We start from the raw sequence: 24778 nt of genomic DNA on the forward strand, positions 1-24778 counted from the left end.
ATGGCAGCCAAAGCAGCATCGGACGAAAAAGAGGCGAAACCCCTCCGCCACGGCTACACAACTGGATCATGCGCAACGGCGACGACCAAGGCTGCTTTGATAGCGCTGATAACCCAGGAGCCGCAAAGGGAGGCTACGATCCGCCTGCCGATCGGGGAAGACGTGACTTTCCAGATGGAGAGCTGCGAGTTTTCGCCGGAAAAAGCGACAGCAGCCACGATCAAGGACGGCGGTGACGACCCGGATGCCACGCATGGGGCGTTGATTCTTTCCACTGTCGAATGGTCAGACGAGCCTGGGATTATTTTGGACGGTGGCGTCGGGGTAGGACGGGTGACCAAGCCAGGGTTGCCTGTCCCGATTGGCGAGGCCGCGATCAATCCCGTTCCGCGCAAAATGATTCGCGAGACGGTTCAGGCGGTACTCGATGAGTACGGGATAGAGCGCGGGATCAAAATCGTAATTTCCGTGCCTGCGGGCGAGGAAATTGCCAAAAAAACATTGAACGGACGACTCGGCATACTCGGCGGCATTTCCATTTTGGGGACGCGCGGAATCGTGGTGCCGTTTTCCACTTCTGCTTACAAGGCAAGCGTGGCTCAGGCGATCAACGTCGCCAAAGAAGCGGGCTGCGATCACATCGTCCTCTCCACGGGCGGAAAAAGCGAGTCGTATGGAATCGCTACCTACCCGGAGCTGTCCGAGGAAGCTTTCGTGGAGATGGGCGATTTCGTCGGGTTTGCGCTCAAGCAGTGCAAGGTCAGGAAAATGCGCAAAGTGACGCTTGTCGGCATGATGGGCAAGTTTTCCAAAGTGGCGCAAGGTGTCATGATGGTTCACTCGAAAAGCGCTCCTGTCGACTTCGGATTTTTGGCCCAGATGGCGACGGAAGCAGGTGTTTCCCAAGAGCAAGTGGACGAAATACTGGGAGCAAATACAGCCTCGCAGGTCGGGGATATGATGGCGGAGACGCCTGCCTTTTTCGAGATCATGTGCGCCAACTGCTGCCGTGCCGCCCTGAAAGAAGTAGGCGGCGGCATCGTGGTCGAAACCATCATCATTACTATGAAAGGGTCCCTGCTGGGAAGGGTGACGATCGATGACACAAGCGATGAAAGTGATCGGGATCGGGGATGACGGACAGCAAAGCTTGCTGCCGCTGTACCGGACCTGGATCGAAGAAAGTGAGCTGTTGGTTGGAGGAGAGCGGCATCTTGGCTTTTTTCCGGAGTACAAAGGGGAAAAGCGAGTTTTGAAAGGCGGATTGACCGCGATGGTCGAGGAACTGCGGTCAGAGACGCGCAAGACGGTCATTCTCGCTTCCGGCGATCCGCTCTTTTACGGGATCGGCAGCCTTTTGGCGAAAAAGCTCAACGTGGACATTTACCCGCACCTCAGCTCCATTCAGCTCGCTTTTGCCAAAATGGGCGAGGCGTGGCAAGATGCGACATTGCTCAGCGTACACGGCCGCAGCATCAAAGGGCTGGCGCAGCGGATGGACGGCAAGGACAAAGTCGCGCTGCTCACCGATCGGGAAAACACGCCTGCGGCGATCGCCAAGTATTTGCTGTCGTTTCAGATGACCGAATACGATGCGTTCGTGGCGGAAAACTTGGGCAGCGAAGACGAGCGGACAGGCTGGTACGCTTTGCAGGACATGGCTGACGGCGTCTTTTCCGATTTGAACGTCGTGATTTTGAAAAAGCGTCGGCCAAGCCCGGTCTGGCCGTTTGGGATTGCGGACGAGGAGTTTTCCCAGCGCAAGCCGGACAAGGGACTGATTACGAAAAAAGAAGTGCGCATTTTAAGCATCGCCCAACTGCAATTGCACGCCAAAAGCATCGTTTGGGACATCGGCACCTGCACAGGCTCCGTCGCGATCGAGGCAGCGCGAATCGCACGCGAAGGCGAAGTGTACGGCGTGGAGAAAAATGCGGACGACCTGGAAAACTGCCGCCAAAACATGGCGAAGTTTCGCACCGATCTGACTGTTGTGAATGCCCGCGCGCCAAAAGGACTGGATGAGTTCCCCGACCCGGATGCTGTATTCATCGGGGGCAGCGGCGGAGAATTGCGCGAGCTTCTGAACATTTGCTGCACGCGGCTTCGGGCAGGCGGACGCATCGTGGTCAACGCAGCGACGATTGAGACGTTGTACGAAGCGACGCAAGCTTTTGCAGAGGAAGGCTTCGAAACATCGGTCACGCTGGCGCAACTGTCGCGCAGCAAGCCGATTTTGTCTTTGACCCGTTTTGAAGCGTTGAATCCGATCTACATCATTACGGCCTGGGCCAAGCAGGCAGAGGAACAAGGAGGAGACAGCAAGTGACCAAGATCGGAACATTGTACGGGCTGGGAGTCGGCCCTGGCGATCCAGAATTGATTACTGTCAAGGCATTCCGCCTGCTGCAGCAATCCCCGGTAGTTGCGTACCCGAAAAAACGGATGGGCAGCAAAAGCTACGCCCACCAAATTGCCGAGCTGTACGTGCAGCCGCAAGACAAGGAAATGCTCGGACTCGTCTTCCCGATGACACGCGACAAAGAAATTTTGGAGCGCGAGTGGAACAAAACGGTCGAAATCGTCTGGGAGCGTCTGTCCGAAGGCAAAGACGTCGCGTTTGTCACCGAAGGCGATCCGATGTTTTACAGTACGTTCATCCACATGATGCGCGTCATGCATGAAGAGCACCCGGAAGTGCCTGTCGTAACCGTGCCGGGCGTATCTTCGTTCCTCGGAGCTGCTTCCCGCTTCAACATGCCGCTCGCGGATGGCGACGAGCAAATCGGGATCATTCCGGCTACAGAAGACAAGGAAGCGATGCGCAAAGCGATTGAAGATCACGATACCGTCGTGTTTTTGAAGGTAGCAAAAGTGCTGCCGATGATCATCGGTTTGCTGAAAGAAATGGGACTCGCAGACAAAGCCGCTGTTGCGACAAAGGTCACTTCCTCGGAAGAAATGGTCTGGACGGACATGCGTGAACTGGAGCGGGCAGAGCTTAGCTATCTTACACTGATGGTGGTGAAAAAGGGATGAAACTGTACATAGTGGGAGCGGGTCCCGGCGACCCGGATTTGATTACCGTAAAAGGCATGAAGCTGCTGCAAAAGGCAGACGTCATTTTGTACACCGACTCGCTCGTCAACGAAGAGCTGGTTGCGCTTGGCAATCCTGATGCAGAGGTGCTGCACAGCTCCGGCATGGCGCTGGAAGAAATGGTAGAGCTGATGGTAGACCGCATCAGCAGCGGAAAAACAGTCGTGCGCTTGCATACGGGCGACCCGTCCGTGTACGGAGCGATCATGGAGCAGATCGCCTTGCTGAAAGCAAAAGGCATCGAGGTAGAGATCGTGCCAGGCGTCAGCTCCGTATTTGCGGCAGCAGCAGCAGTAGGCGCCGAACTGACCATCCCGGAGCTGACCCAGACGCTCATCCTTACCCGCGCAGAGGGGCGCACGCCTGTACCGGACAGGGAGAAGCTGCGCGCGCTTGCCGAGCATCACTGCACACTCGCTTTGTATTTGAGCGCGACTTTGACGAAAAAAGTAGTGCGTGAGCTTGTCGAGGCAGGCTGGAGCGAAGATACGCCAGTCGCTGTCGTGCAACGGGCAAGCTGGCCGGATCAGCTGATCGTGCGCACGACTTTGAGAAATTTGGACGAAGACATGGGCAAAAACGGCATTCGCAAGCACGCGATGATTTTGGCAGGCTGGGCTTTGGACCCGGATATCCATGAAAAAAGCGAACAGTACCGTTCCAAGCTGTACGATAAAACCTTCACGCACGGGTACAGAAAAGGTGTGAAAGAATGATTATCGAACTGGTTGAAGGGGAAATTCCAGCCATCCGCCAGCGCGGGGAATATGCGATCGTCGCCATCACGAAGCACGGGGTAGAGATGGCACGCGATCTGGCGCAAAAATTTCCCGGGGCAGACTTGTACTACATGAGCAAGTTCGCCCGTGGAGACGAGGAAGCTCGCGGCATCCAGCTGTTTTCCAACAGTGTGCGCATGCTGTTTCCTGCGCTTTGGCCCGCTTACAAAGGGCTGATTATCATTATTTCGCTCGGGGCGGTTGTGCGGATGATCGCTCCTTTGCTGGAAGATAAAAAGAAAGACCCGGGTGTCGTCGTCGTGGACGATCGCGGGGAAAATGTGATCAGCGTCCTGTCCGGCCACCTCGGGGGAGCCAATGAGCTGGCTCGCGAGGTAGCGGCGATCATGGGCGCTCGTCCGATCATCACGACTGCTTCCGATGTACAAAAGACGATCCCTGTCGATTTGTTCGGCCGCCGTTTTGGCTGGGAGTGGGATTCGGCTGACAAGCTGACGCCAGTGAGCGCCTCTGTCGTCAACGAGGAGCATGTAGCGGTGGTCAACGAATCAGGCGAGCGCGACTGGTGGATGCACGACACGCCGATGCCGCCGTCGATCAAGGAATACAAGACGATTGCCGAAGCGCAGGCAGCCAATCCGCATGCCGCGCTCGTCGTCTCTCACCGCTTGCTTGCGCCAGAGGAGCAGACGATTTTGGACAATGGCGTCCTGTATCGTCCGAAAGTAATCGTGCTCGGAATGGGCTGCAACCGGGGAACATCTGCCGAGGAGATCGAGGCGGTCATCAAGGAGACGCTGGATGAATTGCAGTTCTCCATCAAAAGCGTCAAGGCTCTTGCGACGATTGAACTGAAAAAAGACGAGGCTGGACTGATCGCCGTGTGCGAGAAGTACGGCTGGCCTTTTGTCTGGTATTCCCCGGAGGAACTGAACAAGGTGGAGATCAGCGATCCGTCCGAGACGGTATTCAAGTTCACGGGAGCGTACGGGGTAAGCGAGCCTGCGGCGAAGCTGTACGCAGGTGTCGACGAACTCGTCCTGACCAAGAAAAAATCGGGCAACGCCACTATTTCTGTCGCTTTAATGCCTTATCGTGAGGAGGAGCGCGTATGACGGATAACAGCCGCCGTATCGTAATCGCCGGAACGGGCAGTGGGGCAGGCAAGACGACCGTTACCATCGGACTGATGGCTGCCCTGATCCGCAAAGGCCATGTCGTCCAAGGCTTCAAGTGCGGCCCTGACTATATCGATCCCACTTACCATACAGCCGTAACAGGCAGAGCGTCGCGCAACCTCGACAGCTTCATGCTGGAGCATGAGGTGGTCAAAGAGATTTTCGTCCGCGGCAGCGAAGGCGCGGACATCTCGATCATCGAGGGCGTCATGGGCATGTACGACGGCAAGGAAGCGACGAGCGACAAAGGAAGCACGGCTGAAATCAGCATTTTGACAGCTTCGCCTGTGTTGCTCGTGGTCAACTGCCAAAGCATGGCGCGCAGCGCGGCTGCGATCGTCAAAGGCTTTCAACTGCTCAATCCGCAGGCGAAAATCGTCGGTGTGCTCGCCAACAAAGTCGGCAGCGAAGGGCACCACAAAATCGTCAAGGCGGCGATTGAGCAGGAGTGCGGGATTCCGGTTGTCGGCTATTTGAAACGGGAAAACGAGCTGGAAATTCCCGAGCGTCATCTCGGACTCGTGCCATCCGTGGAACGCGGCGAGCTTGCGCCTCTGTTTGCGAAGCTGGCAGACTTGATTCACGAAACGGTGGACCTCGACCTGGTTTGGGAACTGGCGAAAGCAGAGCCGCTGCAAGTGGAGCCAAAGCTGTTCGCGCCGCGTCAAGCGAACTACGACGTGACGATCGCGGTAGCGAAAGACCCGGCGTTTCATTTTTACTATCCGGAAAATTTGGAACTGCTGCAGGCGCACGGAGCGAAGCTGGCCTTTTTCTCGCCGCTGGCAGGAGAAGGCGTGCCGGAAGCAGCGGACGGCCTGTACATCGGCGGAGGCTTTCCTGAGGAGTTTGCTGCCGAGCTGTCGCAAAACGAGCTGGTGAAAGACTCGTTCCGCAAGGCGATTGCCAAAGGCTTGCCGACCTTGGCCGAGTGCGGCGGGTTCATGTTTTTGACGGAAGCGATTGTGACCACAGACGGCGAGAGCTTCCCGATGCTCGGGATCGTGCCCGGGAAGGTGACGATGCAGAAAAAGCTGGCCGCGCTTGGCTATCGGGAAGTGCGCGGCAAGGCAGGCAATTTCCTGATCGGCCCGGATGAACAGGCAAAAGGGCACGAGTTCCATTATTCGACTTATTCCAGCGAGCAACAGCTTCCTGCGGCCTATGAGACAAAAGGGCTGCGCGGAACTAAGCCAGAAGGCTTCGCAGAGGGCAATCTGGTCGCAGGCTACACGCACTTGCACTTTGGCTCCAATCCAGAGTTGGTGAAGCGGTGGCTGAGTCTGTGCGCGGAGGTGGCGGCTCGTGCCTAAAGCTCTCCCGCTGATGGTTCAGGGAACCAGCTCAGACGCAGGGAAAAGTGCGATCGCAACGGCACTTTGCCGAATTTTTGCGCAGGATGGCTACAAGACGGCCCCGTTCAAATCGCAAAACATGGCGCTGAACTCCTACGTCACGCTGGACGGGAAAGAAATCGGGCGGGCACAGGGCGTTCAGGCGGAAGCGGCCGGGATTCTCGCCACGACCGACATGAATCCGATCCTGATCAAGCCGACGCGCGATTCCGAGTCGCAAATCGTGGTGAACGGCGAGCCGTACGCCAACATGAAAGCGATGGCGTATCGCCAGGAGTTTTACGAGGAAGGACTGCGGATTATCGGCGAGGCTTACGAGCGGCTCGCCGCCGCGTATGAGCGGATCGTGATTGAGGGGGCAGGCAGTCCGGCAGAAGTCAATCTCAACGATCGCGAGCTGGTCAACATGCGGGTCGCGCGACTGACGAACGCTCCGGTCATTTTGGTGGCTGACATCGAGCGCGGCGGCGTTTTTGCCAGCCTGGTCGGCACGCTGCAACTGCTCGAACCCGAAGATCGCGACCGGGTGATCGGCGTCGTCATCAACCGTTTTCGCGGCGATCTGACGCTGTTGCAGTCAGGCTTGGACTGGTTTGAGGAGTATACGGGCAAGCCTGTGCTTGGCGTGGTGCCGTTCATTCCCGACTTGTGGATCGATGCGGAGGACTCGCTGATTTTGCATCGCTACCAGGGGCAGAGAGAGACGCCGCGCGATCTGGACATCGCGGTCTTGCGCTATCCGCGCATTTCCAATTTCACAGACGTAGACCCGTTTTTTGTGGAGCCGGATTGCCGGATGCGCTTCGTGACCCGTTTGGAAGAGCTGGGCGAGCCTGACCTCATCGTGTTGCCAGGTAGCAAAAATACGCTGGAAGACTTGCAGTTTTTGCGCGAGTCAGGGCTGGCAGACGCCGTGAAACAGCTCCATGTGCAAAAAAAATCGTACGTAGTCGGTCTGTGCGGCGGCTATCAAATGCTGGGGCTGACGATTTTGGACCCGGATGGCGTGGAATCTCCGTTGCAGCAGCTTGACGGGCTGGGGCTGATTCCGATGACGACGACGATGGAGACAAAAAAGACGACGGTTTTGTCCAAGGGCGAAGCGGTGTTTGCCGGAGAGCGGCTCGAAGTGGAAGGCTACGAGATTCATATGGGCCAGTCCGCTTATGAGCAGGTGGATGCCCCCTTTATCCAGATGGGAGAGCGCACGGAAGGCTACTGTCAGGAGGAGCGCCAACTGATCGGGACGTATTTTCACGGGTTGTTTCACAACGACCGCTTTCGTACGCTGCTATTGAACGCAATCCGTGCGAAAAAAGGGTTGGAGCCAATCGTGGAGCGTCCGTCCTTCGTGGCGCTTCGCGAGCAAGGCTACGATCTGCTGGCAGATACGGTACGCCGTCATGTGCGGATGGATGTCATTGAAGAACAGATGAAGGCTTATCAGGAAAAAGAGGTGCGTATATGATGGCAGGCTTGGAAAAGCTATTTCCGGCGATTGAGCCGCGAAACCATGAGGCAAGTGAGCAAACGAGACAACATGTGGATCAGCTGACCAAGCCGCTGGGAAGTTTGGGACGCCTGGAGGAACTGGCTGTGGAGCTGGCAGGAATGACAGGAGAGACGTTTCCGGTCGTCACGCCGCCTGGCGTACTTGTTTTCGCGGCGGATCACGGCGTCGCTGCTGAGGGAGTGTCGGCCTATCCCCAGGAAGTAACGGCGCAAATGGTGCTGAACCTGGTGAACGGTGGCGCGGGGATCAACGTGTTCGCCCGGCAAATCGGCGCGATCCAAAAATTCGTGGATGTCGGCGTGGCTGTAGAGGTAGAGGCTCCCGGAGTGACCAGCAGACGTATCCGCTCTGGCTCGGGCAACATGCTGAAAGAAGCGGCGATGTCGCCGGAAGAAGCGCGGCAGTCGCTTGCGGTCGGCATCGAGCTGGCGCAGCAGATCATCGATGAAGGAGCCAAGGTGCTGATCGTCGGTGAAGTAGGGATCGGCAACACGACAGCGAGCAGCGCGATTTTGTCCGCTTTGACGGGCGCAGACCCGGATGAGATTGTCGGGCGGGGCACAGGCTTGGACGACGCTGGCTGGCAGCGCAAAAAAGCCGTTGTCCGCGAAGCGCTCGCGCTGCATCGCCCGGATGCGGATCAGCCGCTCGACGTGCTGGCAAAAGTGGGCGGACTGGAAATCGGCGCGATGGCAGGGGCCGTGATCGGCGCTGCATCCAGACGCGTTCCGGTGTTGCTCGACGGCTTTATCGCCACCGTAGCAGCACTTTTGGCGGTGCGGTTGGAGCCAGGCGTAGCGGACTACTTGATTGCCGGTCACCGTTCCCAGGAGCCGGGACATGCTTTCGTACTGAACGTACTGGGCAAACAGCCGTTGCTCGATTTGAACCTGCGGCTTGGCGAAGGCAGCGGAGCGGCAGTGGCGTTTTCCATCGTCGAGGCATCGGCACGGATGGTGCGCGAGATGGCGACTTTTGCTTCGGCGGGAGTCAGTGACCGATGAGCGGCGCGGGAAAAGTGTACCTCGTCGGCGCTGGACCTGGAGATCCCAAGCTGATTACGGTCAAAGGGCTTGAATGCTTGCAAAAGGCTGATGTGGTCGTCTATGACCGCCTGGCTAACCCTGAATTGCTCGCTTATGCGCCTGAAACGGCAGAGCGTATTTATTGCGGCAAACTGCCTGATCATCACACGATGCGCCAGGAATCGATCAATGAAGTCCTCGCGGAGAAGGCGCTGGAAGGCAAGATCGTCGTACGCCTGAAAGGTGGCGACCCGTGCGTGTTCGGACGTGCGGGAGAAGAAGCCGAGCATCTGGCTGGGCGAGGAGTCGCTTTTGAGATCGTGCCAGGCGTCACGGCGGGAATCGCGGCTTCCGCATACGCGGGAATCCCGGTGACTCATCGCGATCACGGTTCATCTTTTGCCGTAGTGACAGGTCATCTGCGCGAAGACAAGCCGGAGCTGGCTGTGGAAAAATGGCGGGCGCTGGCGAGCGGGATCGACACGGTTGCCTTTTACATGGGCGTCGCCAATTTGCCGCTGATCCGCACGCAATTGATCAAGCACGGCCGCGACGCAGAGACGCCTGTCGCTGTCATCTCCTGGGGGACGCTGCCCAAGCAAGCGGTCGTAACGGGCACTTTGGCAAACATCGAGGAACGCTTGGCAGAGAACAGCCACGTCACCAATCCGGCGATCATTTTGGTCGGCGATGTCGTGAAAATGCGGGAAAAAATCAACTGGTTTGAGGCCACGCTTGGCGTAAACGATAGTCTTGCCGAGTAAAGCGCAACGGCTGGGCGGCTAGGCTAGACGGTTTGCTGCCGCGAATATGTAGTATTGCAGGGAGGGACGGCGGATGCCGCACTATGCGATGATGGTCAATCTGGAACGTAAACGTTGCGTCGTAGTCGGTGGCGGACAGGTCGCAGAACGGAAAATCGCCAGTCTGCTTGCCGCTGGCGCGGATGTCTGCGTCGTCAGTCCCACCTGTACAGAAGCGATTCACGCCTGGGGGCAAGCGGGCAGGCTGACGCTTTGGCAGCGACCGTTTGCTTCCGCTGATGTTTCTTCTGCTGTGCTCGTTGTCGCTGCGACCAGCGATTCTGCGGTCAATCTGGCTGTCTACGAAGCGTGTCAGCAAGCCGGGTGCCCGTGGATCAATGTAGTGGATCGTCCCGACCTGTGCTCGTTTACGGTTCCGTCCGTAGTCGAGCGCGGCGACCTGACTGTGGCCATCTCGACAGGGGGCAACAATCCGGGCTTGGCGAAAAAACTGCGCCGCCAGCTGGAAGCGTGGATCGGGCCTGAGTACGAAGACTACACGCGCTTTTTGGGAACGATGCGCAAACGGGTGCTCGCGCTGGACGAACTGGACGCTGCAGGCAAACGAGCCGTTTTGGCCGAGCTTTTGGATGACCGTTTCCTGGAATGGACCCGCAGCGGGGAGGTCGAGCGAAGGGATCGGGAGGCAGAGGCGGTTGTAGCTGAATGGCTGGGCTGTGATCGATCATAGGCAAAAAAGGAACAACCTAAGTCTGATCGGGATGTCGACTTAGGTTGTTTCTTTTTGTGCGCGATCCGCGATGAGAAGCAGGCAGCTTAGCTCGCCCGAAAAAGGCAAGGAGGGATGCAATGTTGCTTTCAGATGTCCCAGCCCTCGTTCTTTGGCGTCCTGTAGCTGCCTGGCTATGTAGCTTTTGATCCAGCCTTCATCCGGCGCGTCATAAATTTGGCTGAAATTGCTGGAATACATGTCTGAAATGTTCTCGTCCCGGTAGTGATGAACGTGGGGCACGGTCGTGCGTTTCGAGAAGGAGCAGTCAAAGCTCTCTTGCAACGCAAAAATTTGCTGAAGCATTCCATTATTCTCCTTTTCCTGATATGGTGATAGTTGGTACGTATACCCTCTAGCGTAAGTCATTTTTTTCAGGGAGGAAACCTCTTTGTGGGATGCTGTTCAAATCGGCCCGTTTTTATTGAAAATGAGCACCTTGGCCGTCATCGTCTCCATTGCGACGGGCTTTCTTGCAATCACGTTTCTTGTCAAAAAAGACAGGGCGACAAGAGGGGCGCTCACGGAGCTGCTAAGCAACGCCGTTCTCCTCGGCTTTTTGGTTTGGAAGTTCAGCTATGCGCTGTTTCATCTGGACCAAGTCGTGCAAAATCCTTCGTCGCTTTTGTATTTTTCCGGCGGCGAGCGTGGAGCCTGGCTGGCGGCGCTTGCTGTGCTGGTATATTTTTCGCTGCGTCTGCGCAAAAAATCGGTTCCGGTCGACCTCGTGGCCTGGGCGGTGGCTACTGGTTCGCTGGCCGCGACAGGCATGTATCAGCTATTGACGGTGCTGCTTGAACAAAGCGGCTTTTTGTACCATGTTCAGCAGATCGTTTTATGCCTGTTGTTCCTTGTCTGGCTCCAACGCGCGCGAAAACAGCTGAACGAGCTGGCTGTCTGGCTTATGCTGCTGATGTGGTTTGCGATTGGACAAGTGTACGTGCAGTTTTACGTTCAACCGCGCGAAGCCGCCTTCGCGGGACTTTCCTCCGAGCAGCTTGTCTACTACGGGTGCGCACTGTTGCTGCTCTTTTTGTCCAGACGCATGACCAAACGGAAAGGTGAGAACGCAGATGAAGTTTAATCAAATAGCGGCGTTTGTCGTGTTGATCGGCTTGCTGGCGTGGGGAATTGTCGATGCCTCGATCCTGTCGCCAAAAGGGAAAAATGCCGCGACGAGCGGGCCGGGGGCGACTAGCACAGCGCAGGTCGGCACGGAAAAAGGAAACGCGGCTCCCGATTTTGAACTGCAACGGCTGGACGGCAAGAAAGTAAAGCTGTCCGATTTTCGCGGGAAAAAAGTGATCGTCAATTTGTGGGCTACCTGGTGTCCGCCTTGTCGGGCAGAAATTCCCGACATGCAGCAATACTATGAAGCAAACAAAGACAACGATGTCGTCATTTTGGGCGTAAACTTGACGACGACAGAAACAAAGCCGGAAGATGTCGGCGCGTTCGTAAAAGCGTACGGCATGACGTTCCCTGTCCTGCTGGATGAAGACAAGCAAGTCACCAACGAGTACAAGGCGATCTCGATTCCGACCAGCTACATTATTGATTCGAATGGCATCGTCCAGCACAAGTACATCGGGCCGATGAGCTACGAATGGATGGAGGAGACGCTGGCAGCGATTCAGTGAGGAAGCATGGGGGCGGAAAGCGGCGAGCACGATGATGGACGGAACGGACGAAAAAGGCAGCCTGTACACGCAGCGGCTGCCTTGAATCACCTATCAATACACTATGAATCGGACTGGTTTGCAGGAGGCTGCTTGACACTGCCGCGCTCCAGTGGAAGGACGGCATTCAGCAGCTGGTAGATGCGCTTTGATTCTTTCGTCAGCAAAGGGCCTAAAATGGCGAGAATCAGCACGTACAAAGCTGCGAACGGCTGGAGAATATCCATGAGTGCGCCCGCTTTTCCCAGATTAGCCATGATGATGGAAAACTCACCGCGTGAAACGATTGTCAGTCCGATGTTGGTGGAAGCTTTGGGCGGCAGCCCGGCGCTGCGTCCTGCCAAAAGTCCGGCAGTGACGTTTCCGATGAGGGTGATGACGACCGCAGCGATGGACAACCAGACGGCTCCCCCCAATGACAGAGGATCAATCGTTAAACCGAAGCTGAAGAAAAACATGGCGCCGAAAAAGTCGCGAAATGGCAGTATCAGATGTTCGATGCGTTTCATATGTTGTGTTTCTGCTAATACGAGCCCCACGAGCAGCGCGCCGATGGCTTCAGCTACATGGATTGTCTCGGAAAAACCCGCAATCAAAAACAGGGCGGCAAACACCGTAATCATGAACACTTCGTTTGATTTGATGTTTAGCGCGCGATTCAAAAAAGGGACGAGCCTGCGGCCTACGACGATGAGCAGGAGCATGTAGCCGAGAGCAATCAGAGCGGAGGAAACCACGCCTCCGAGAGAAGTTGCTCCGCTGAGGACAAGCCCCGATACGATCGAGATGTACACCGCCAAAAAGATGTCCTCGAACATGATGATCCCAAGAATCATCTCGGTTTCGCGATTGGCTGTCCGTTTGAGATCGACCAGGACTTTGGCGACGATGGCGCTGGACGAAATCGTAGTGATTCCGGCGATGATCAGCACTTCTTTCAGCGGAAAGCCGCAGACCCAGCCAAACAGCACGCCGAGAGTAAAGTTAATGGCGATGTAGATCGTCCCGCCGATCGCGATAGAGCGCCCGGCCTTGATCAGACGCCCTACCGAAAACTCAAGGCCGAGGTAAAACAGCAGGAAAAGCACCCCGACTCTGCCCATAAATTCGATGAGCGGCGCACTGTCGATAAAGCGCAGATCGAACAGGCCGATATCGGGGGCGTGCGGACCGACGACCATCCCGACCAAAATGTAAAAGGGAACGATGGAGAACTTCAACTTGATGGAGAGGAAGCCGGCGATGGCAATCAGAGCGAGCGCCAGGCCGACTTCAAACACGATGTGCTCCAAGGTCAATCACCCCCGTTGCTGAGAATAGTCTTGAGCGCTTTCACCTGCTTTCGTTCGCCTGCTACTACGAGGGTGGAGCTTGCACGAAGCACATACTCCGGTCCCGGATTGATCGTTTGTGTGTGGTCTTTTTCAATGACAGCGATGATCGTGGCACCAGTCTCCTGACGCACGTCCAGCTCGCCGATCGTCTTGCCGACGGCGCGTGAGCCAGCGTCGATTTTGTACCATTCGATCATAAGCTTGTCCAAAGCGACCTCAACTGTTTCCAGAGCGGTCGGCGTGTACGTCAGGCCGCCGACAATCGCTGCAATTTGCCGCGCCTCGTCGTCATCCAGCGTAACCATCGAGATGTTCTCATCCGGATCTTCGCGGTCAAAATGGTACATTTCCCGGCGGCCGTCATCGTGAATGACGATGACCAGCTTGTCGCCGCCTTTTGTTTCTACCTGATATTTTCTGCCGATTCCCGGCAAATCCGTCTCGCGAATCGAGAACATGCAACAACCTCCTTCTACGTCTGCCCATATGTATATAGGTAATCACTCTTATGCACGAAAGAGCGCCCTGCATGTCGCGCAAGATCATTTGGAATTATAACCATTCCGGTGTTACTTTAGTAATAATTCCGGATCATCCTTGGAAGCATTGTCGACATACGTACCCATTATCCATTATTATACACGAAGCGGCTTTCCCTTTTTGGCATAACCGAAACAAATTCGCATAGATTTGACACATTTTTTAAGGGTGATGAAGCGTGGCTAACAAGCAATATCGTTTGACAGAAGCAGAGTGGAACTTTATTTCGGACATGCGCTCCATGGAGATGGATGAGCTGCTGGACATTGTCATCGCTCTGCGCAATGAAGTGCGAGAGCTGGAAAAGAAAGCGGAAATCATCCGCGAACGGGAAAAAGAAGGCTGGGAAGCCGAATACCAGGCTGCCAAGAAGCGAATCAATCACCTTCGCCAGTTTGAGCAAGACTTGCGCAAGACGTGGCCGCATGATTAACCAGGCAGCCCGGCATGGCTGGCGCTTGCCAAAAGCATCCATAAGGAAACAGCAGAACCTGCGCTCAGCGGGTTCTTTTTTTTGTCCGATGGAATAAACTTGGAGGTGCGAAACAGGATGTCTCCGGAATTTGGCAAGGAAAAAATGCGATGTTGACATACTCTCGACACGATCAATAGGTAAAGTAAGTTATGTACATAGCGACATGATAGGAAAAAGACAACCGGGAGAAGGAGGACTTTTCATGTTCAAAAAACAGTATCTAGCAGTTTTCTCAGCGGTGGTTCTTGCGACGAGCTTGCTGCCGACTGGCTCTCAGGCAGCGACTGGAACAAAAAACTTGCAGGCAAAGTACAACAATATCAAGGTCTTGTATAATGGTGCTACTGTTCCGACTACGATCGAACCATTTATCGTAAACGGAACCACTTACATCCCGCTTCGCATGATGGCAGGCGTGTTCAACAAGGAAGTCGAGTGGAATGGCACGTCCTACACCATCACGGTAAAAGATCAGGCAGATGCGCAGCATGCAGCCGAGTTGTCCGCGCGTGACGCCCAGATTCGCACCTTGCAAAGCAAGATCGACACGCTGAACCAACAAATCTCTGATCTGGAAGACGATTTGGACGATGCGAAAAACAAAGACGATGACGACGATGTAGATGACCGTATGGACGATCTGGAGGATGCCCTGAATGACGACTACGGAGATTTCCGTGGCGTTGAATGGGATATCACCCTGAGCGGCGACGAGGATGACATCGACGTAGAAATCGCGCTTGACTTCGATGAGTACGAGGATGAACTGGATCAATCGGACTTCGAAGACCTCGTGGAAAATGTCATCGAAGACATTTGGGATGAGTTTGAAGACGCTGACGTAACAGGCGAAATCGTAGACTCCAGCAACAACGACAAAACGGAATACGACTTTGATGGCGATGCCAGCGATGAAGAAATCAGCTTCGAAGACGATGTTATCAACTAATCTTTTCTAAAGAAAAGCCTTGCTTCCCGAAAAATGGGGCAAGGCTTTTTTCCTATTTTCCAAAAACCGCAAATCCAAATATAAAAAGAAAGAGGTAAACTGATAGTATTAGGAGTACGTATTGGAAAGAGAGGAACCATGCGAGCAATCGCGAATGGGAGAAAAGGGAGCCTATGAAAAGCATTTTGTTGGTAGAAGATGAACTGGTAATCTCGCGCGTTTTGAAGGCGTACCTGCAAAAGGAAGGCCATCAGGTCTGGCAAGCTGACGATGGAATCGCCGCCATTCGGCTTTTTGACGAGAAAAAGCCGGATCTCGTTCTTTTGGATGTCATGCTTCCGGAGCGAAGCGGCTGGGAGATTTTACAGTATATTCGCGAAAAGAGCGCCTGTCCGGTGATCATTTTGACTGCGCTGGGGCAGACCGATCAAAAGCTGAAAGGGCTGAACCAGGGAGCCGATGACTATATAACGAAACCGTTTGTCGCTGAGGAAGTAGTGGCGCGGGTCAATGCTGTGCTGCGGCGGTCGGCGATTTTGGTAAAAGATCAGGAGACGCGCTTTTTCGGCAGTCTGAGAATCAACTTCCAGTCTCACCACGTAACCTTGCATGGACTGGAGCTGGTGTTTCATCCTCGCGATCTGTCGCTGCTGCTGTTTTTGGCCCAAAATCCGAATCAGACGTTCACGCGGGAACAATTAATAGATCAAGTATGGGGAATCGACTTTGCAGGCAGCGATCGCGCTGTGGACCTCGCTATCAAGCGAGTGAGAAAAACATTGGAGAACTGGCCTGCCCAAGAAGGCGAGATCAAGACGCTCCGAGGGGTGGGGTATCAGTTCTGTGTTTACTAAAAAAAACGAGCCTGTCTCGCTGCTGCGCTACTGGACGACGCGCTACCTGCTGACGTTGGTAGTAGGGCTGCTCATCGTCGGAGCGGTTTCCGCCTACTGGATTAAATACGCCGCCGTGGAGAAGCAGATTGAAGTGACCAAGCTGTTCGCCGAAGAAGTAGCGGATCGGGTCGTAGACGACGATGGCAACATTTTGGTAGGCGGCAAGCTTCATCAGACGCTGGACAATCGGCGAAAATTTATGGGGGTGGATCGCAACCTCGTTTTGTTCATCAAAGACAAGCAGGGCGAAGTGATCTACAGCCGACCGGGGATGGGCATGCTCCCTCCCGAAATTCAGAAGGTGCTTCCCGGTTTGCTCCAGCAAGCAGACGAGGCAGACAAAATTCGGCAACCGACAGGAGATACGCTGTACGTCATCAGGAAAAATTTGGAATATAATGACAGCGTAATCGGGAAGGTCATTTTGCTGTTTCCGGAAACAGACATCAAGATCGGCAGGGAGCAGCTACAGTATTTGGTCATCATGCTCGGCAGTCTCGGCGTGCTCGGTTGGGCCGTCATCTACTTCCATTCCAGAAGGTTGTCTGAGCCGATTCAAAATGTCGTGCTGTCTGCGCGCAAAATCGTGGAGGGCAACTACGATGTGACGATTACGAAGCCGATCAAGGAGCGGGAAATTCACGAGCTGGTGTATACTTTCAAGGAGATGGCGGATCGGCTTCGTCAACTGGAAAGCATGCGCACGGAGCTGTTGGCAGGTGTGACCCACGAGTTGAAGACTCCCGTCACTTCGATTAGCGGATTGGTGCAGGCGGTTAACGACGAGGTCGTTTCGGGAGCCGAGCAGAAAGAATTTCTGGAGATTTGCCTGCGCGAAACAAAGCGTCTGCAAAAAATGGTCGAAGACTTGCTCGATTTCAACTCGTTTGCGGTCGGAGCCATTACAGTCCAGCAAGAAGAGCAAAACATCAGCAAGCTGGTCAAAGAAATCGCTTCGCAATGGCGAATCGTCCAGGAGCTGGAAGGAATCGTGTTTGAGATCGTCGTCCCGGAAAAGCAACTGCTGCTGTTTGTTGACTCTGGCCGCGTTCAGCAAATCTTGACGAATTTGTTGAACAACGCAAGACAGGCAGTAGGCAAAGCAGGCGCGCGCGGGAACATCCAATTGGTGATGTACGAGACAGAGCACGCGGTGTGCATCGATGTAAAAGACAATGGCAACGGGATTCCCGTTGAGGAGCAGCCGCTTGTTTTCGAGCGCTTTTTTCGGGGCAGCAACAAAAAAGACAAAGTGCGCGGATTGGGATTGGGGCTGTCCTACTCCCGTCTGATGGCAAAAGCGCTCGGCGGGGAGCTGGTGCTTGCATCCAGCAGTGAGCAAGGCTCTGTTTTTACCCTTGCATTGCCATTGCCCAAGCGAGCGGAGGCAGGCGCAAGCGAGCACGAGACTGGGGGTGGCAAGCGGATATGATCGATTACGAAGCCATTTTGGGGGCGCTTTTTGATATCGTGCACGTCACCGACGAAAAGGGACGGACACTGTATTGCTCCGGGCGCTACGAGGAATTTTTCGGGATTGACCCGCAGGAAATGATCGGGAAGCCTATCGAGGAATTTTATCATTTGGGCTATTTTTCTCCGACCATCACGATGCGGGTCATTCGCGACAGAAAAAAGGTGCATACGATTCAGACGACGCGCAACAACCGCAGATTGCTGGTCGAAGGCACTCCGCTGTGGGATGCGAACGGGGAGTTTTGCGGAGTCGTCAACACGTCGCTTGATATTACCGATCAGGAGCAGCTACAGCAGGTGCAGAACGAGAGGAAGTACGTCGGCGGCATTTTGCAAAGCGAGATGACCAAGGAGAACAGCAGGAAAAAAAGCAAAACGAACCTGATCTACCGCAGCCAGTCGATGGAGCAGGTGACCACGATGGCAGAAAAGCTGGCGCAGGTCGAGTCGTCGATGATTTTGCTTGGCGAGTCAGGCGTTGGGAAGGGCGTCCTGGCGAAATACATACACGAGTGCAGTCCGCGCTCAGGGAAGCCTTTTATCCACATCAACTGTGGTGCGATCCCCGAGACTTTGCTGGAGTCCGAGCTGTTCGGGTACGAAAAAGGCGCGTTTACCGGAGCGGACAAGGACGGCAAAGCAGGCTTGATCGAAAAGGCGAACGGCGGCACGCTGTTTTTGGATGAAATCGGCGAAATGCCGCTATCTTTGCAAGTCAAACTGCTCAATGTGTTGCAGGAAAAAACGATTACGCCTGTCGGCAGTGCGGTCCCGCGGAAAGTCGACGTCAAGCTGATTACCGCCACCAATCAAAATTTGCGGCAGATGGTCAAAGAGGGCAGATTTCGCGAGGATTTGTACTACCGGATTCACGTCGTGCCGCTGGAGATTCCGCCATTGCGGGAACGCCGCGAAGAAATTCCGGTGCTCGTCCATTACTTTCTCCATGTTTTTTCGGAAAAATATTGTTTGGACAGACGGCTGGCCGATGTGTGCTACCGGATTCTTGCGGAGTACGAATGGCCTGGCAATGTGCGTGAATTGGAAAATGTAGTGGAGCGGCTTGTCGTGACTTCACCGGACGTCCTCATCACGCCGAGTCAAATTCCGCGCTATATCCACGGCCACGAGGGCAGCCCTTCAGGGGGAATCAAAGTGGAGCGGGTGATGCAGATGCAGGAGGCGATGGAGGAAGTGGAGCGGCAATTGCTTGAGCGCGCCTACGAGCAGCATAAGACGACGACAAAAGTAGCGGAAGTGCTTGGCATCAGCCAGCCGTCAGCGAGCCGGAAGCTGCGAAAATGGCTATTCACGCGTGAATAAACGCTATTCAACTGCGAATAGCACGCGAGCCGATGATTTTCGCTTTTAGCGACTCCGATATGCAGCGGTGAATAGAGGAGGAGCGGATCGCGAGCAGCCAACGTATTGGCATTGTTTTTGCAATATTACGAAAGTCATCAACAGCATAGTGGCAGCGTACGCGGGGCGTGCCAAGTTGCATGCAACAGGAAGCTGTGAACGGGATCAATCATCGTAAAAGGGAGACGGGTCGGATGAACAAAGGAAAAGCGTTGCGTGCAGGAGATACGATCGGACTGGTTGCCACTTCAAGTCCGGCTACGGAAGAAATGTTGAACAAAGCGATTGCCGGGCTTGTGGAGCTTGGCTTCAAGGTAAAAGTCGGGGAAACGTGCTATGAGACGTACGGCGGGTATTTGGCCGGGACGCCGCTGCAGCGGGCTGGCGAGCTGAACGCGATGTTTGCCGATGATGAAGTGGACGGAATCATGTGCATGCGTGGCGGATACGGGGCGCCGCAAATTTTGCCGATGCTCGATTACGACCTGATTGCGCAAAATCCGAAGCTGTTTGTCGGCTACAGCGACATTACAGCGCTGCACACCGCTTTTGGGCAGCAGGCCGGGCTTGCGACTTTGCACGGCCCGATGGCGACTTCCGATATTGCACACGGGTTGGATGACTGGTCCAAACAGTATTTGCTGCGGGCGATGACGCGACCGGAGCCGCTCGGACCGATCATCAATCCGCCGGGAGAGGACGTTGTCTGTCTCGTAGAAGGGCAAGCGTACGGGCCGATTGTCGGCGGCAATCTCGCTTTGATCGCCACTTTGATGGGCACGCCTTATCAGCTGGATACGCGAGGAAAAATCTTGTTTCTGGAAGATATCGACGAGGAGCCGTACCGCATCGACCGCATGCTGACACAGATGGCGCTCGGCGGGTTGTTCAACGATTGCACGGGCGTGGTCATCGGTACGTGGACCAACTGCGAGCCGAAAAAACGCGAAGGCTTTTCCGTGTGGGACGTCTTCCAAAACATTGTCGTGCCGTACGGGAAGCCGACCATCTGGAACGTGCAAATCGGGCACGGCGCTTTCAACATGGCTCTGCCTTTGGGCGTGGAGGCTACGCTTGACGCAACGCACGGGGTGTTGGCGATTGAGGAGAGTGTGACGGTATGAGTACAGGGCTAAACGAAGCGTTGCTGCAACATGCACAAGAGCTGCTTCCGTGGCTGACGGAGGTTCGACGCGATTTTCACCGATATCCCGAGTTCGGGATGGAGGAGTTTCGTACCCAGGAAAAAATCAGCGCCTACTTGAACGAACTGGGCATTCCGCATGAAAAAGTGGCGGGCACAGGTATCGTCGGAATAATCGAAGGAGCGCATCCGGGTGGTGTTGTCGGGCTTCGCGGCGATATGGATGCCTTGCCGATTTTCGAGGAAAACGCGGTGGAGTACCGCTCCCAGATCGCGGGCCGGATGCATGCCTGCGGTCACGATGCCCACATGACATGCTTGCTTGGCGCAGCGCGGCTGCTCGTAGCGCAGAAGCATCAACTGGCAGGCAGCGTGAAGCTGTTTTTCCAGCCAGCAGAAGAGACGGTAGGCGGGGCGTTGCCGATGATTCGCGAAGGCGTGCTGGACAACCCGCGTGTGGACGCCGTCTTTGGCTTGCACGTATCCCCGGAGCTTGCCGTCGGCAGCATCGCGGTCAAATACGGACAAATGAACGCCGCGTCTGACGATGTACACATCGTCGTCAGGGGAGAAAACGGGCACGGCGCCTATCCGCACAACGGAAGAGACGCGATTGTGATCGCCGCCCACGTCATCACCGCTCTGCAAACGATTGTCAGCCGAAACGTCGATCCGCGCGACTCGGCGGTGCTGTCGCTCGGCATGATTTCCGGCGGGACGGCGAGCAACGTGATCGCTTCGGAAGTGAAGCTGACCGGAACGATTCGGACGCTGGACAAAAAAGTCAGGACGATGGTGAAGGAGCGCGTGCGCGAGGTGGCAGAGCTTGCGGCGCGAAGCCTCGGCGGGGCGGCTGAGGTCGTGTTTGAGGAAGGCTACACTTCCTTGATCAACGACAGCGCCATGGTTGACCTCGTAAAGCAGTGCGGCGAGCAACTGCTGGGAACCGACAAGGTTAAGGTGAATGAGCTGCCCAGTCTGGGCGTAGAGGACTTTGCCTTTTTTGCCGAGCATGTTCCCAGTGCTTTTTACCACCTGGGCGTGCGCAATGAGCAGGCGGGCCTCGTTTATCCCGTTCACCACCCGCGCTTCGACCTCGATGAGCGCAGCCTGATGATCGGCGCAGCCATGCAAGCCTGTAACGCCATGACCTTTTTGCAAAAACAGGCGGCGCAACGCCAAGCAAAATAGCGAGGAAGCTGAATCCGTGGGACGGGTATAGGATATCGCGAGCGGCGGCACAATACAGACGCATATCTTTTTTAGGAAAGTGAAGAGAGGAGCGTCTTTCATGAGCATGACAATGAGTCGGCCCGTCACCGATGTGTTGAATAAGCAGGTTGCCAACTGGTCTGTGTTGTATGTGAAGCTGCACCATTTCCACTGGTATGTAAAAGGCCCGCATTTCTTCACGCTCCATGCCAAATTCGAGGAGCTGTACAACGAAGCCGCGACGTATGTGGACGACCTGGCTGAACGACTTCTCGCTGTCGGCGGCAAGCCTGTCTCGACCATGAAGTCCTGTATCGAGCAAGCTTCCATCAAGGAAGCGGCTGGCGGCGAGTCGGCCGATCAGATGGTGCAAGCAGTCGTGAGCGATTTCACGACATTGATCGGGGAGCTTGAAGAGGGCATCACGGCGGCGGAAGCGGCAAACGACGAAGCGACAGGCGACATGTTTTTGGGAATGAGTGAAAGCTTGCAAAAGCATGTCTGGATGCTGCAGGCGTACTTGGGAAAATAAACGAAAGCAGAAGCAAGCTGATGCCTTTGGTGTCAGCTTGTTTTTATATGAAAATATTTACAAAATAGCTGTAAGAAACAAGCAGATGTTGTATCTAACAGGAGAAGGAGGCGAGAAAGCTGAGGAATAAAGAGCTGCTATCGTCCATCTCGGTTCTCCATGCTACGGCGGAAGTCTCGTTGGAACAATTGGTTGATGACCATCTTTATCGCGTGTATCGCCTGTGTTGTTGGCTGGTCCAAGATCGGCTGGTTGCGGAAGATATCACGCAGGAAGTGTTTTTGCGTGCGTATCAGCATCTGCCGAACTTTCGGGGCGATAGTAAAGTCGAAACCTGGCTGTATCGGATTGCTGTCAATGAATGCAAAAGATATCGACGATCATGGTCATTCCGAAATTTGTTTTACCAGGCAGATCCGCTTGTTCCGGGGTTTACCGAATTGGAAGAGGAAGTCATGCAAAAAGAAGAATGGCGTCAATTGGTTACAACTGTATCCAAACTGCCCTATCGGCATCGGCAAATGCTGATTCTCTGCTATTTTGAAGAGCTTAGCGCGGAAGAGATCGCAGAGGTGCTTGGCATCTCGACTGGTGCGGTGTATACGCGATTGCATCGTGCCCGCGAAAAGCTAAAGGCACTTTTGCTAAAGGAGGGAGAGGATTGGACATAGAGAAAGGACTGCGCCTGTTGGCAAAGCGCGAGCAGAAGGCATTCAAGGCGGATGCAGAACACTTGAAGCAAATCGAACAAAACATTTTCGCCCAGGTAAAGGGAAGGAAAAAAAGCGGGTCAGGCCGGATCGCAGCCATTTTGGCGTGCTCGGTTCTCATTGCCGTGACAAGTGCAGGCGTTACGAGCGAGTTTGGCCAGGAGAGCAGCAAAAATTGGTCGCAGGAAAAAGAGAGCGTTCCAGTGAGCGATTATTTCGTTCAAAGGCAGCTGGAAAGCATGAAAGAGCTGATGTGGGTATATGGAGGGGTGAACATCGAGAAAATGTCACGTTCACCACTGGACGGTGTCTTCCTCGATGCCAAAGAAGCGCTGCTGTTAGAAGACAAGCGCAGGAAGCTTCATGTCGTTTTGTTCCCGGAAGGCTATCAGGCAGACCAAATCAAGATCAAAGAAGACTTCACGCGCTCGCACGATATTACGTATACGTTTGAGAATGCCCGTTTGAAAGCAGAACGGCTGCCGCTGCGAGCCAGTGGGCCAACTTATGTGTATGCTTTTCAAAACATTCTTTTTTTGACGAACAACCTGGAATTTCAGGCAGATGTGAAGTATGCCTATGAACTTGCGCAAAAAAAAGCAGCGATGCTCCAGTCTTTTTCTCTTGAGCCGTCTGCCTTTATTTACCTCAGCAATGACAAGCAGGGTCGTATCTACGCTGATTTGGGATGGAGGGAAGAGGCGTTAAAACAAATCGCTCGCCTCTCCATGCAACCAGTTTTCGAGAACAGGCCGTACAAAGGGAGCCTTCCTTCCGTATTTTTAGCAAGGCATAATCCTACCGCAATCGTGATTTACAATGACGGAAAGGGAAGGGATCAGTCTGTTCGCTACCGCTGGGTGGAGCAAACGAAAACCTGGGAATTGGAGGAAAAACAGAGCTTGCCAGCCAAAGACTTCGCGAAACAAGAAAGGTGATATTGCTGTGGGAATGTACTCATTTTCGCAGGGGGAAAGTGTCCGTGATTTGCTTCGGGACATCCCTCTTGTTCCCAAGAGCGGCATGCTAGTGTAAACTTACTTTGTGATGAAACAAAGAAAGCACTTTCATGATGGAAAGGATGTACATTCCCATGGCATCACCCTACGTTACTTTCAACCGCGAGCAGTGGAGAGCACTGCGTGCTTCCACACCGCTAACCATATCAGATGAAGAGCTCTCCTGTTTGCAGGGACTGAATGAAAATATATCTATGACCGAGGTCGCCGACATTTATTTGCCGTTGTCCCGACTGTTGAACTTGTATGTCGGCGGCATGCAGGAGCTGTATCAGGCTACGCATACGTTTTTGGGCAATCAGGACGGCAAGGTTCCGTTTATTATCGGGATTGCCGGAAGTGTGGCTGTAGGCAAAAGCACGACGGCCCGGATTTTGCAGACGCTCTTGTCGCGTTGGCCGAACCATCCCAAGGTCGATCTGGTCACGACAGACGGCTTCCTCTACCCGAACCGCGTCCTGGAAGAGCGGGGCATCATGAAGCGCAAAGGCTTCCCGGAGAGCTACGACCTGCGCCGTTTTATCAATTTTTTGGCCGATGTGAAATCCGGGTTGCCTGAAGTCAAGGCTCCTGTTTACTCCCATCTGGTCTACGACATCGTTCCGGGGGAATGGCAAACCGTCCGCCAGCCGGATATTCTGATTGTGGAAGGATTGAATGTTCTGCAACCGCCAAAAGGCGACGAGCCGCGCATATCCGAAGTCATCGTCTCCGATTTCTTCGATTATTCGATTTACGTGCATGCAGAAGAAAAAGACATTTTGGAATGGTACGTCGAGCGCTTCAAGCTGCTGCGGCAAACGGCGTTTTCCGATCCGAACTCGTATTTCAGACGGTATGCGAGCTTGTCCGACGAAGAAGCGACAGAAGTGGCGACAGGCATCTGGACGGAAATCAACGGGGCCAATTTGGTGCAAAACATTTTGCCGACGCGAGTCAGGGCGCAGCTCATTTTGAACAAAGGGCAAGATCACATGGTGCAAAGCGTCAAGCTGCGCAAACTGTAA

The 24778-nt window shown here is 54.6% G+C and carries 26 protein-coding genes; 23 read left to right on the top strand and 3 right to left on the bottom strand.

The window, feature by feature from the left end; all coding sequences use genetic code 11:
• The 10 genes from HP435_RS06320 to HP435_RS06365 all read left to right on the top strand — a co-directional run bounded on the left by HP435_RS06320 (position 1) and on the right by HP435_RS06365 (position 10404).
• The gene (locus HP435_RS06320) at positions 1 to 1137 is read left to right on the top strand and encodes a cobalt-precorrin-5B (C(1))-methyltransferase (RefSeq protein ID WP_173598466.1); all 1137 of its coding nucleotides are present in this window, start codon (positions 1 to 3) and stop codon (positions 1135 to 1137) included.
• Positions 1100 to 2329, top strand: coding sequence for a precorrin-6y C5,15-methyltransferase (decarboxylating) subunit CbiE (gene cbiE, locus HP435_RS06325; protein ID WP_122962811.1), 1230 nt, complete (start codon positions 1100 to 1102; stop codon positions 2327 to 2329). Before HP435_RS06320 ends, cbiE begins: the two co-directional genes overlap by 38 nt.
• Positions 2326 to 3039, top strand: coding sequence for a precorrin-2 C(20)-methyltransferase (gene cobI / locus HP435_RS06330; protein WP_063228369.1), 714 nt, complete (start codon positions 2326 to 2328; stop codon positions 3037 to 3039). The genes cbiE and cobI overlap by 4 nt, the downstream gene beginning before the upstream one ends.
• Positions 3036 to 3815, top strand: coding sequence for a precorrin-4 C(11)-methyltransferase (gene cobM / locus HP435_RS06335; RefSeq protein ID WP_063228368.1), 780 nt, complete (start codon positions 3036 to 3038; stop codon positions 3813 to 3815). Before cobI ends, cobM begins: the two co-directional genes overlap by 4 nt.
• Positions 3812 to 4954 carry a cobalt-precorrin 5A hydrolase gene (locus HP435_RS06340; RefSeq protein ID WP_173596047.1) on the top strand — a complete coding sequence of 381 codons (1143 nt, stop codon included), beginning with the start codon at positions 3812 to 3814 and terminating at the stop codon, positions 4952 to 4954. The genes cobM and HP435_RS06340 overlap by 4 nt, the downstream gene beginning before the upstream one ends.
• Complete coding sequence (locus HP435_RS06345) at positions 4951 to 6330, top strand: cobyrinic acid a,c-diamide synthase CobB (protein WP_173598465.1); 1380 nt, start codon at positions 4951 to 4953, stop codon at positions 6328 to 6330. The genes HP435_RS06340 and HP435_RS06345 overlap by 4 nt, the downstream gene beginning before the upstream one ends.
• On the top strand, positions 6323 to 7840 hold the full coding sequence (locus HP435_RS06350) for a cobyric acid synthase (protein WP_173598464.1): 1518 nt from the start codon (positions 6323 to 6325) through the stop codon (positions 7838 to 7840). Before HP435_RS06345 ends, HP435_RS06350 begins: the two co-directional genes overlap by 8 nt.
• Positions 7837 to 8889, top strand: coding sequence for a nicotinate-nucleotide--dimethylbenzimidazole phosphoribosyltransferase (gene cobT / locus HP435_RS06355; RefSeq protein ID WP_173596049.1), 1053 nt, complete (start codon positions 7837 to 7839; stop codon positions 8887 to 8889). Before HP435_RS06350 ends, cobT begins: the two co-directional genes overlap by 4 nt.
• A complete protein-coding gene (cobA, locus tag HP435_RS06360) occupies positions 8886 to 9674 on the top strand; it encodes a uroporphyrinogen-III C-methyltransferase (RefSeq protein ID WP_122962815.1) in 789 nt (262 codons plus the stop codon). The genes cobT and cobA overlap by 4 nt, the downstream gene beginning before the upstream one ends.
• A 73-nt stretch (positions 9675 to 9747) precedes the next feature.
• Positions 9748 to 10404 carry a precorrin-2 dehydrogenase/sirohydrochlorin ferrochelatase family protein gene (locus HP435_RS06365; RefSeq protein ID WP_173598463.1) on the top strand — a complete coding sequence of 219 codons (657 nt, stop codon included), beginning with the start codon at positions 9748 to 9750 and terminating at the stop codon, positions 10402 to 10404.
• 39 nt (positions 10405 to 10443) lie between these two features.
• Here the strand turns inward: HP435_RS06365 and HP435_RS06370 are convergent, their stop codons facing one another.
• The gene (locus HP435_RS06370) at positions 10444 to 10749 is read right to left on the bottom strand and encodes a hypothetical protein (protein WP_173598462.1); all 306 of its coding nucleotides are present in this window, start codon (positions 10747 to 10749) and stop codon (positions 10444 to 10446) included.
• A gap of 85 nt (positions 10750 to 10834) precedes the next feature.
• Between HP435_RS06370 and HP435_RS06375 the strand changes: the two genes are divergently transcribed.
• Together HP435_RS06375 and HP435_RS06380 are read left to right on the top strand one after the other, a co-directional pair.
• Positions 10835 to 11527 (top strand): hypothetical protein, encoded by a 693-nt coding sequence (locus HP435_RS06375; protein ID WP_173598461.1) that lies wholly within the window; start codon positions 10835 to 10837, stop codon positions 11525 to 11527.
• Positions 11517 to 12083: a peroxiredoxin family protein gene (locus HP435_RS06380; protein WP_173598460.1), complete on the top strand. Its 567-nt coding sequence runs from the start codon at positions 11517 to 11519 to the stop codon at positions 12081 to 12083. The genes HP435_RS06375 and HP435_RS06380 overlap by 11 nt, the downstream gene beginning before the upstream one ends.
• A gap of 101 nt (positions 12084 to 12184) precedes the next feature.
• On the opposite strand, the gene HP435_RS06385 is transcribed toward HP435_RS06380, so the two are convergent.
• Positions 12185 to 13414, bottom strand: coding sequence for a cation:proton antiporter (locus HP435_RS06385; RefSeq protein WP_173598459.1), 1230 nt, complete (start codon positions 13412 to 13414; stop codon positions 12185 to 12187).
• Positions 13415 to 13416: 2 nt separating this feature from the next.
• Complete coding sequence (locus tag HP435_RS06390) at positions 13417 to 13914, bottom strand: cation:proton antiporter regulatory subunit (protein WP_173596053.1); 498 nt, start codon at positions 13912 to 13914, stop codon at positions 13417 to 13419.
• Positions 13915 to 14174: 260 nt separating this feature from the next.
• On the opposite strand from HP435_RS06390, the gene HP435_RS06395 reads away from it, so the two are divergent.
• From HP435_RS06395 to coaA, 11 genes are all read left to right on the top strand, one after another.
• Positions 14175 to 14429, top strand: coding sequence for a hypothetical protein (locus tag HP435_RS06395; RefSeq protein ID WP_063228359.1), 255 nt, complete (start codon positions 14175 to 14177; stop codon positions 14427 to 14429).
• A gap of 244 nt (positions 14430 to 14673) precedes the next feature.
• Entirely contained in the window at positions 14674 to 15420 is a 747-nt protein-coding gene (locus HP435_RS06400) for a stalk domain-containing protein (RefSeq protein WP_122962822.1), read from the top strand.
• 173 nt (positions 15421 to 15593) lie between these two features.
• Positions 15594 to 16274 (top strand): response regulator transcription factor, encoded by a 681-nt coding sequence (locus tag HP435_RS06405; RefSeq protein ID WP_122962823.1) that lies wholly within the window; start codon positions 15594 to 15596, stop codon positions 16272 to 16274.
• Positions 16264 to 17748: a HAMP domain-containing sensor histidine kinase gene (locus HP435_RS06410; RefSeq protein WP_122962824.1), complete on the top strand. Its 1485-nt coding sequence runs from the start codon at positions 16264 to 16266 to the stop codon at positions 17746 to 17748. Before HP435_RS06405 ends, HP435_RS06410 begins: the two co-directional genes overlap by 11 nt.
• Complete coding sequence (locus tag HP435_RS06415) at positions 17745 to 19115, top strand: sigma-54 interaction domain-containing protein (RefSeq protein ID WP_173596054.1); 1371 nt, start codon at positions 17745 to 17747, stop codon at positions 19113 to 19115. Before HP435_RS06410 ends, HP435_RS06415 begins: the two co-directional genes overlap by 4 nt.
• A gap of 233 nt (positions 19116 to 19348) precedes the next feature.
• A complete protein-coding gene (locus HP435_RS06420) occupies positions 19349 to 20278 on the top strand; it encodes a S66 peptidase family protein (protein WP_173598458.1) in 930 nt (309 codons plus the stop codon).
• Positions 20275 to 21489, top strand: coding sequence for a M20 metallopeptidase family protein (locus HP435_RS06425; protein ID WP_173598457.1), 1215 nt, complete (start codon positions 20275 to 20277; stop codon positions 21487 to 21489). The genes HP435_RS06420 and HP435_RS06425 overlap by 4 nt, the downstream gene beginning before the upstream one ends.
• 100 nt (positions 21490 to 21589) lie before the next feature.
• Positions 21590 to 22042: a Dps family protein gene (locus HP435_RS06430; protein WP_122962828.1), complete on the top strand. Its 453-nt coding sequence runs from the start codon at positions 21590 to 21592 to the stop codon at positions 22040 to 22042.
• Between the two features lie 179 nt (positions 22043 to 22221).
• The gene (locus tag HP435_RS06435; RefSeq protein ID WP_229049840.1) at positions 22222 to 22713 is read left to right on the top strand and encodes an RNA polymerase sigma factor; all 492 of its coding nucleotides are present in this window, start codon (positions 22222 to 22224) and stop codon (positions 22711 to 22713) included.
• Complete coding sequence (locus HP435_RS06440; RefSeq protein ID WP_173596056.1) at positions 22704 to 23690, top strand: hypothetical protein; 987 nt, start codon at positions 22704 to 22706, stop codon at positions 23688 to 23690. The genes HP435_RS06435 and HP435_RS06440 overlap by 10 nt, the downstream gene beginning before the upstream one ends.
• Positions 23691 to 23845: 155 nt before the next feature.
• Positions 23846 to 24778 (top strand): type I pantothenate kinase, encoded by a 933-nt coding sequence (coaA, locus tag HP435_RS06445; RefSeq protein ID WP_229049841.1) that lies wholly within the window; start codon positions 23846 to 23848, stop codon positions 24776 to 24778.

Source organism: Brevibacillus sp. HD3.3A (assembly GCF_013284375.2).
Lineage (GTDB): Bacteria > Bacillota > Bacilli > Brevibacillales > Brevibacillaceae > Brevibacillus > Brevibacillus parabrevis.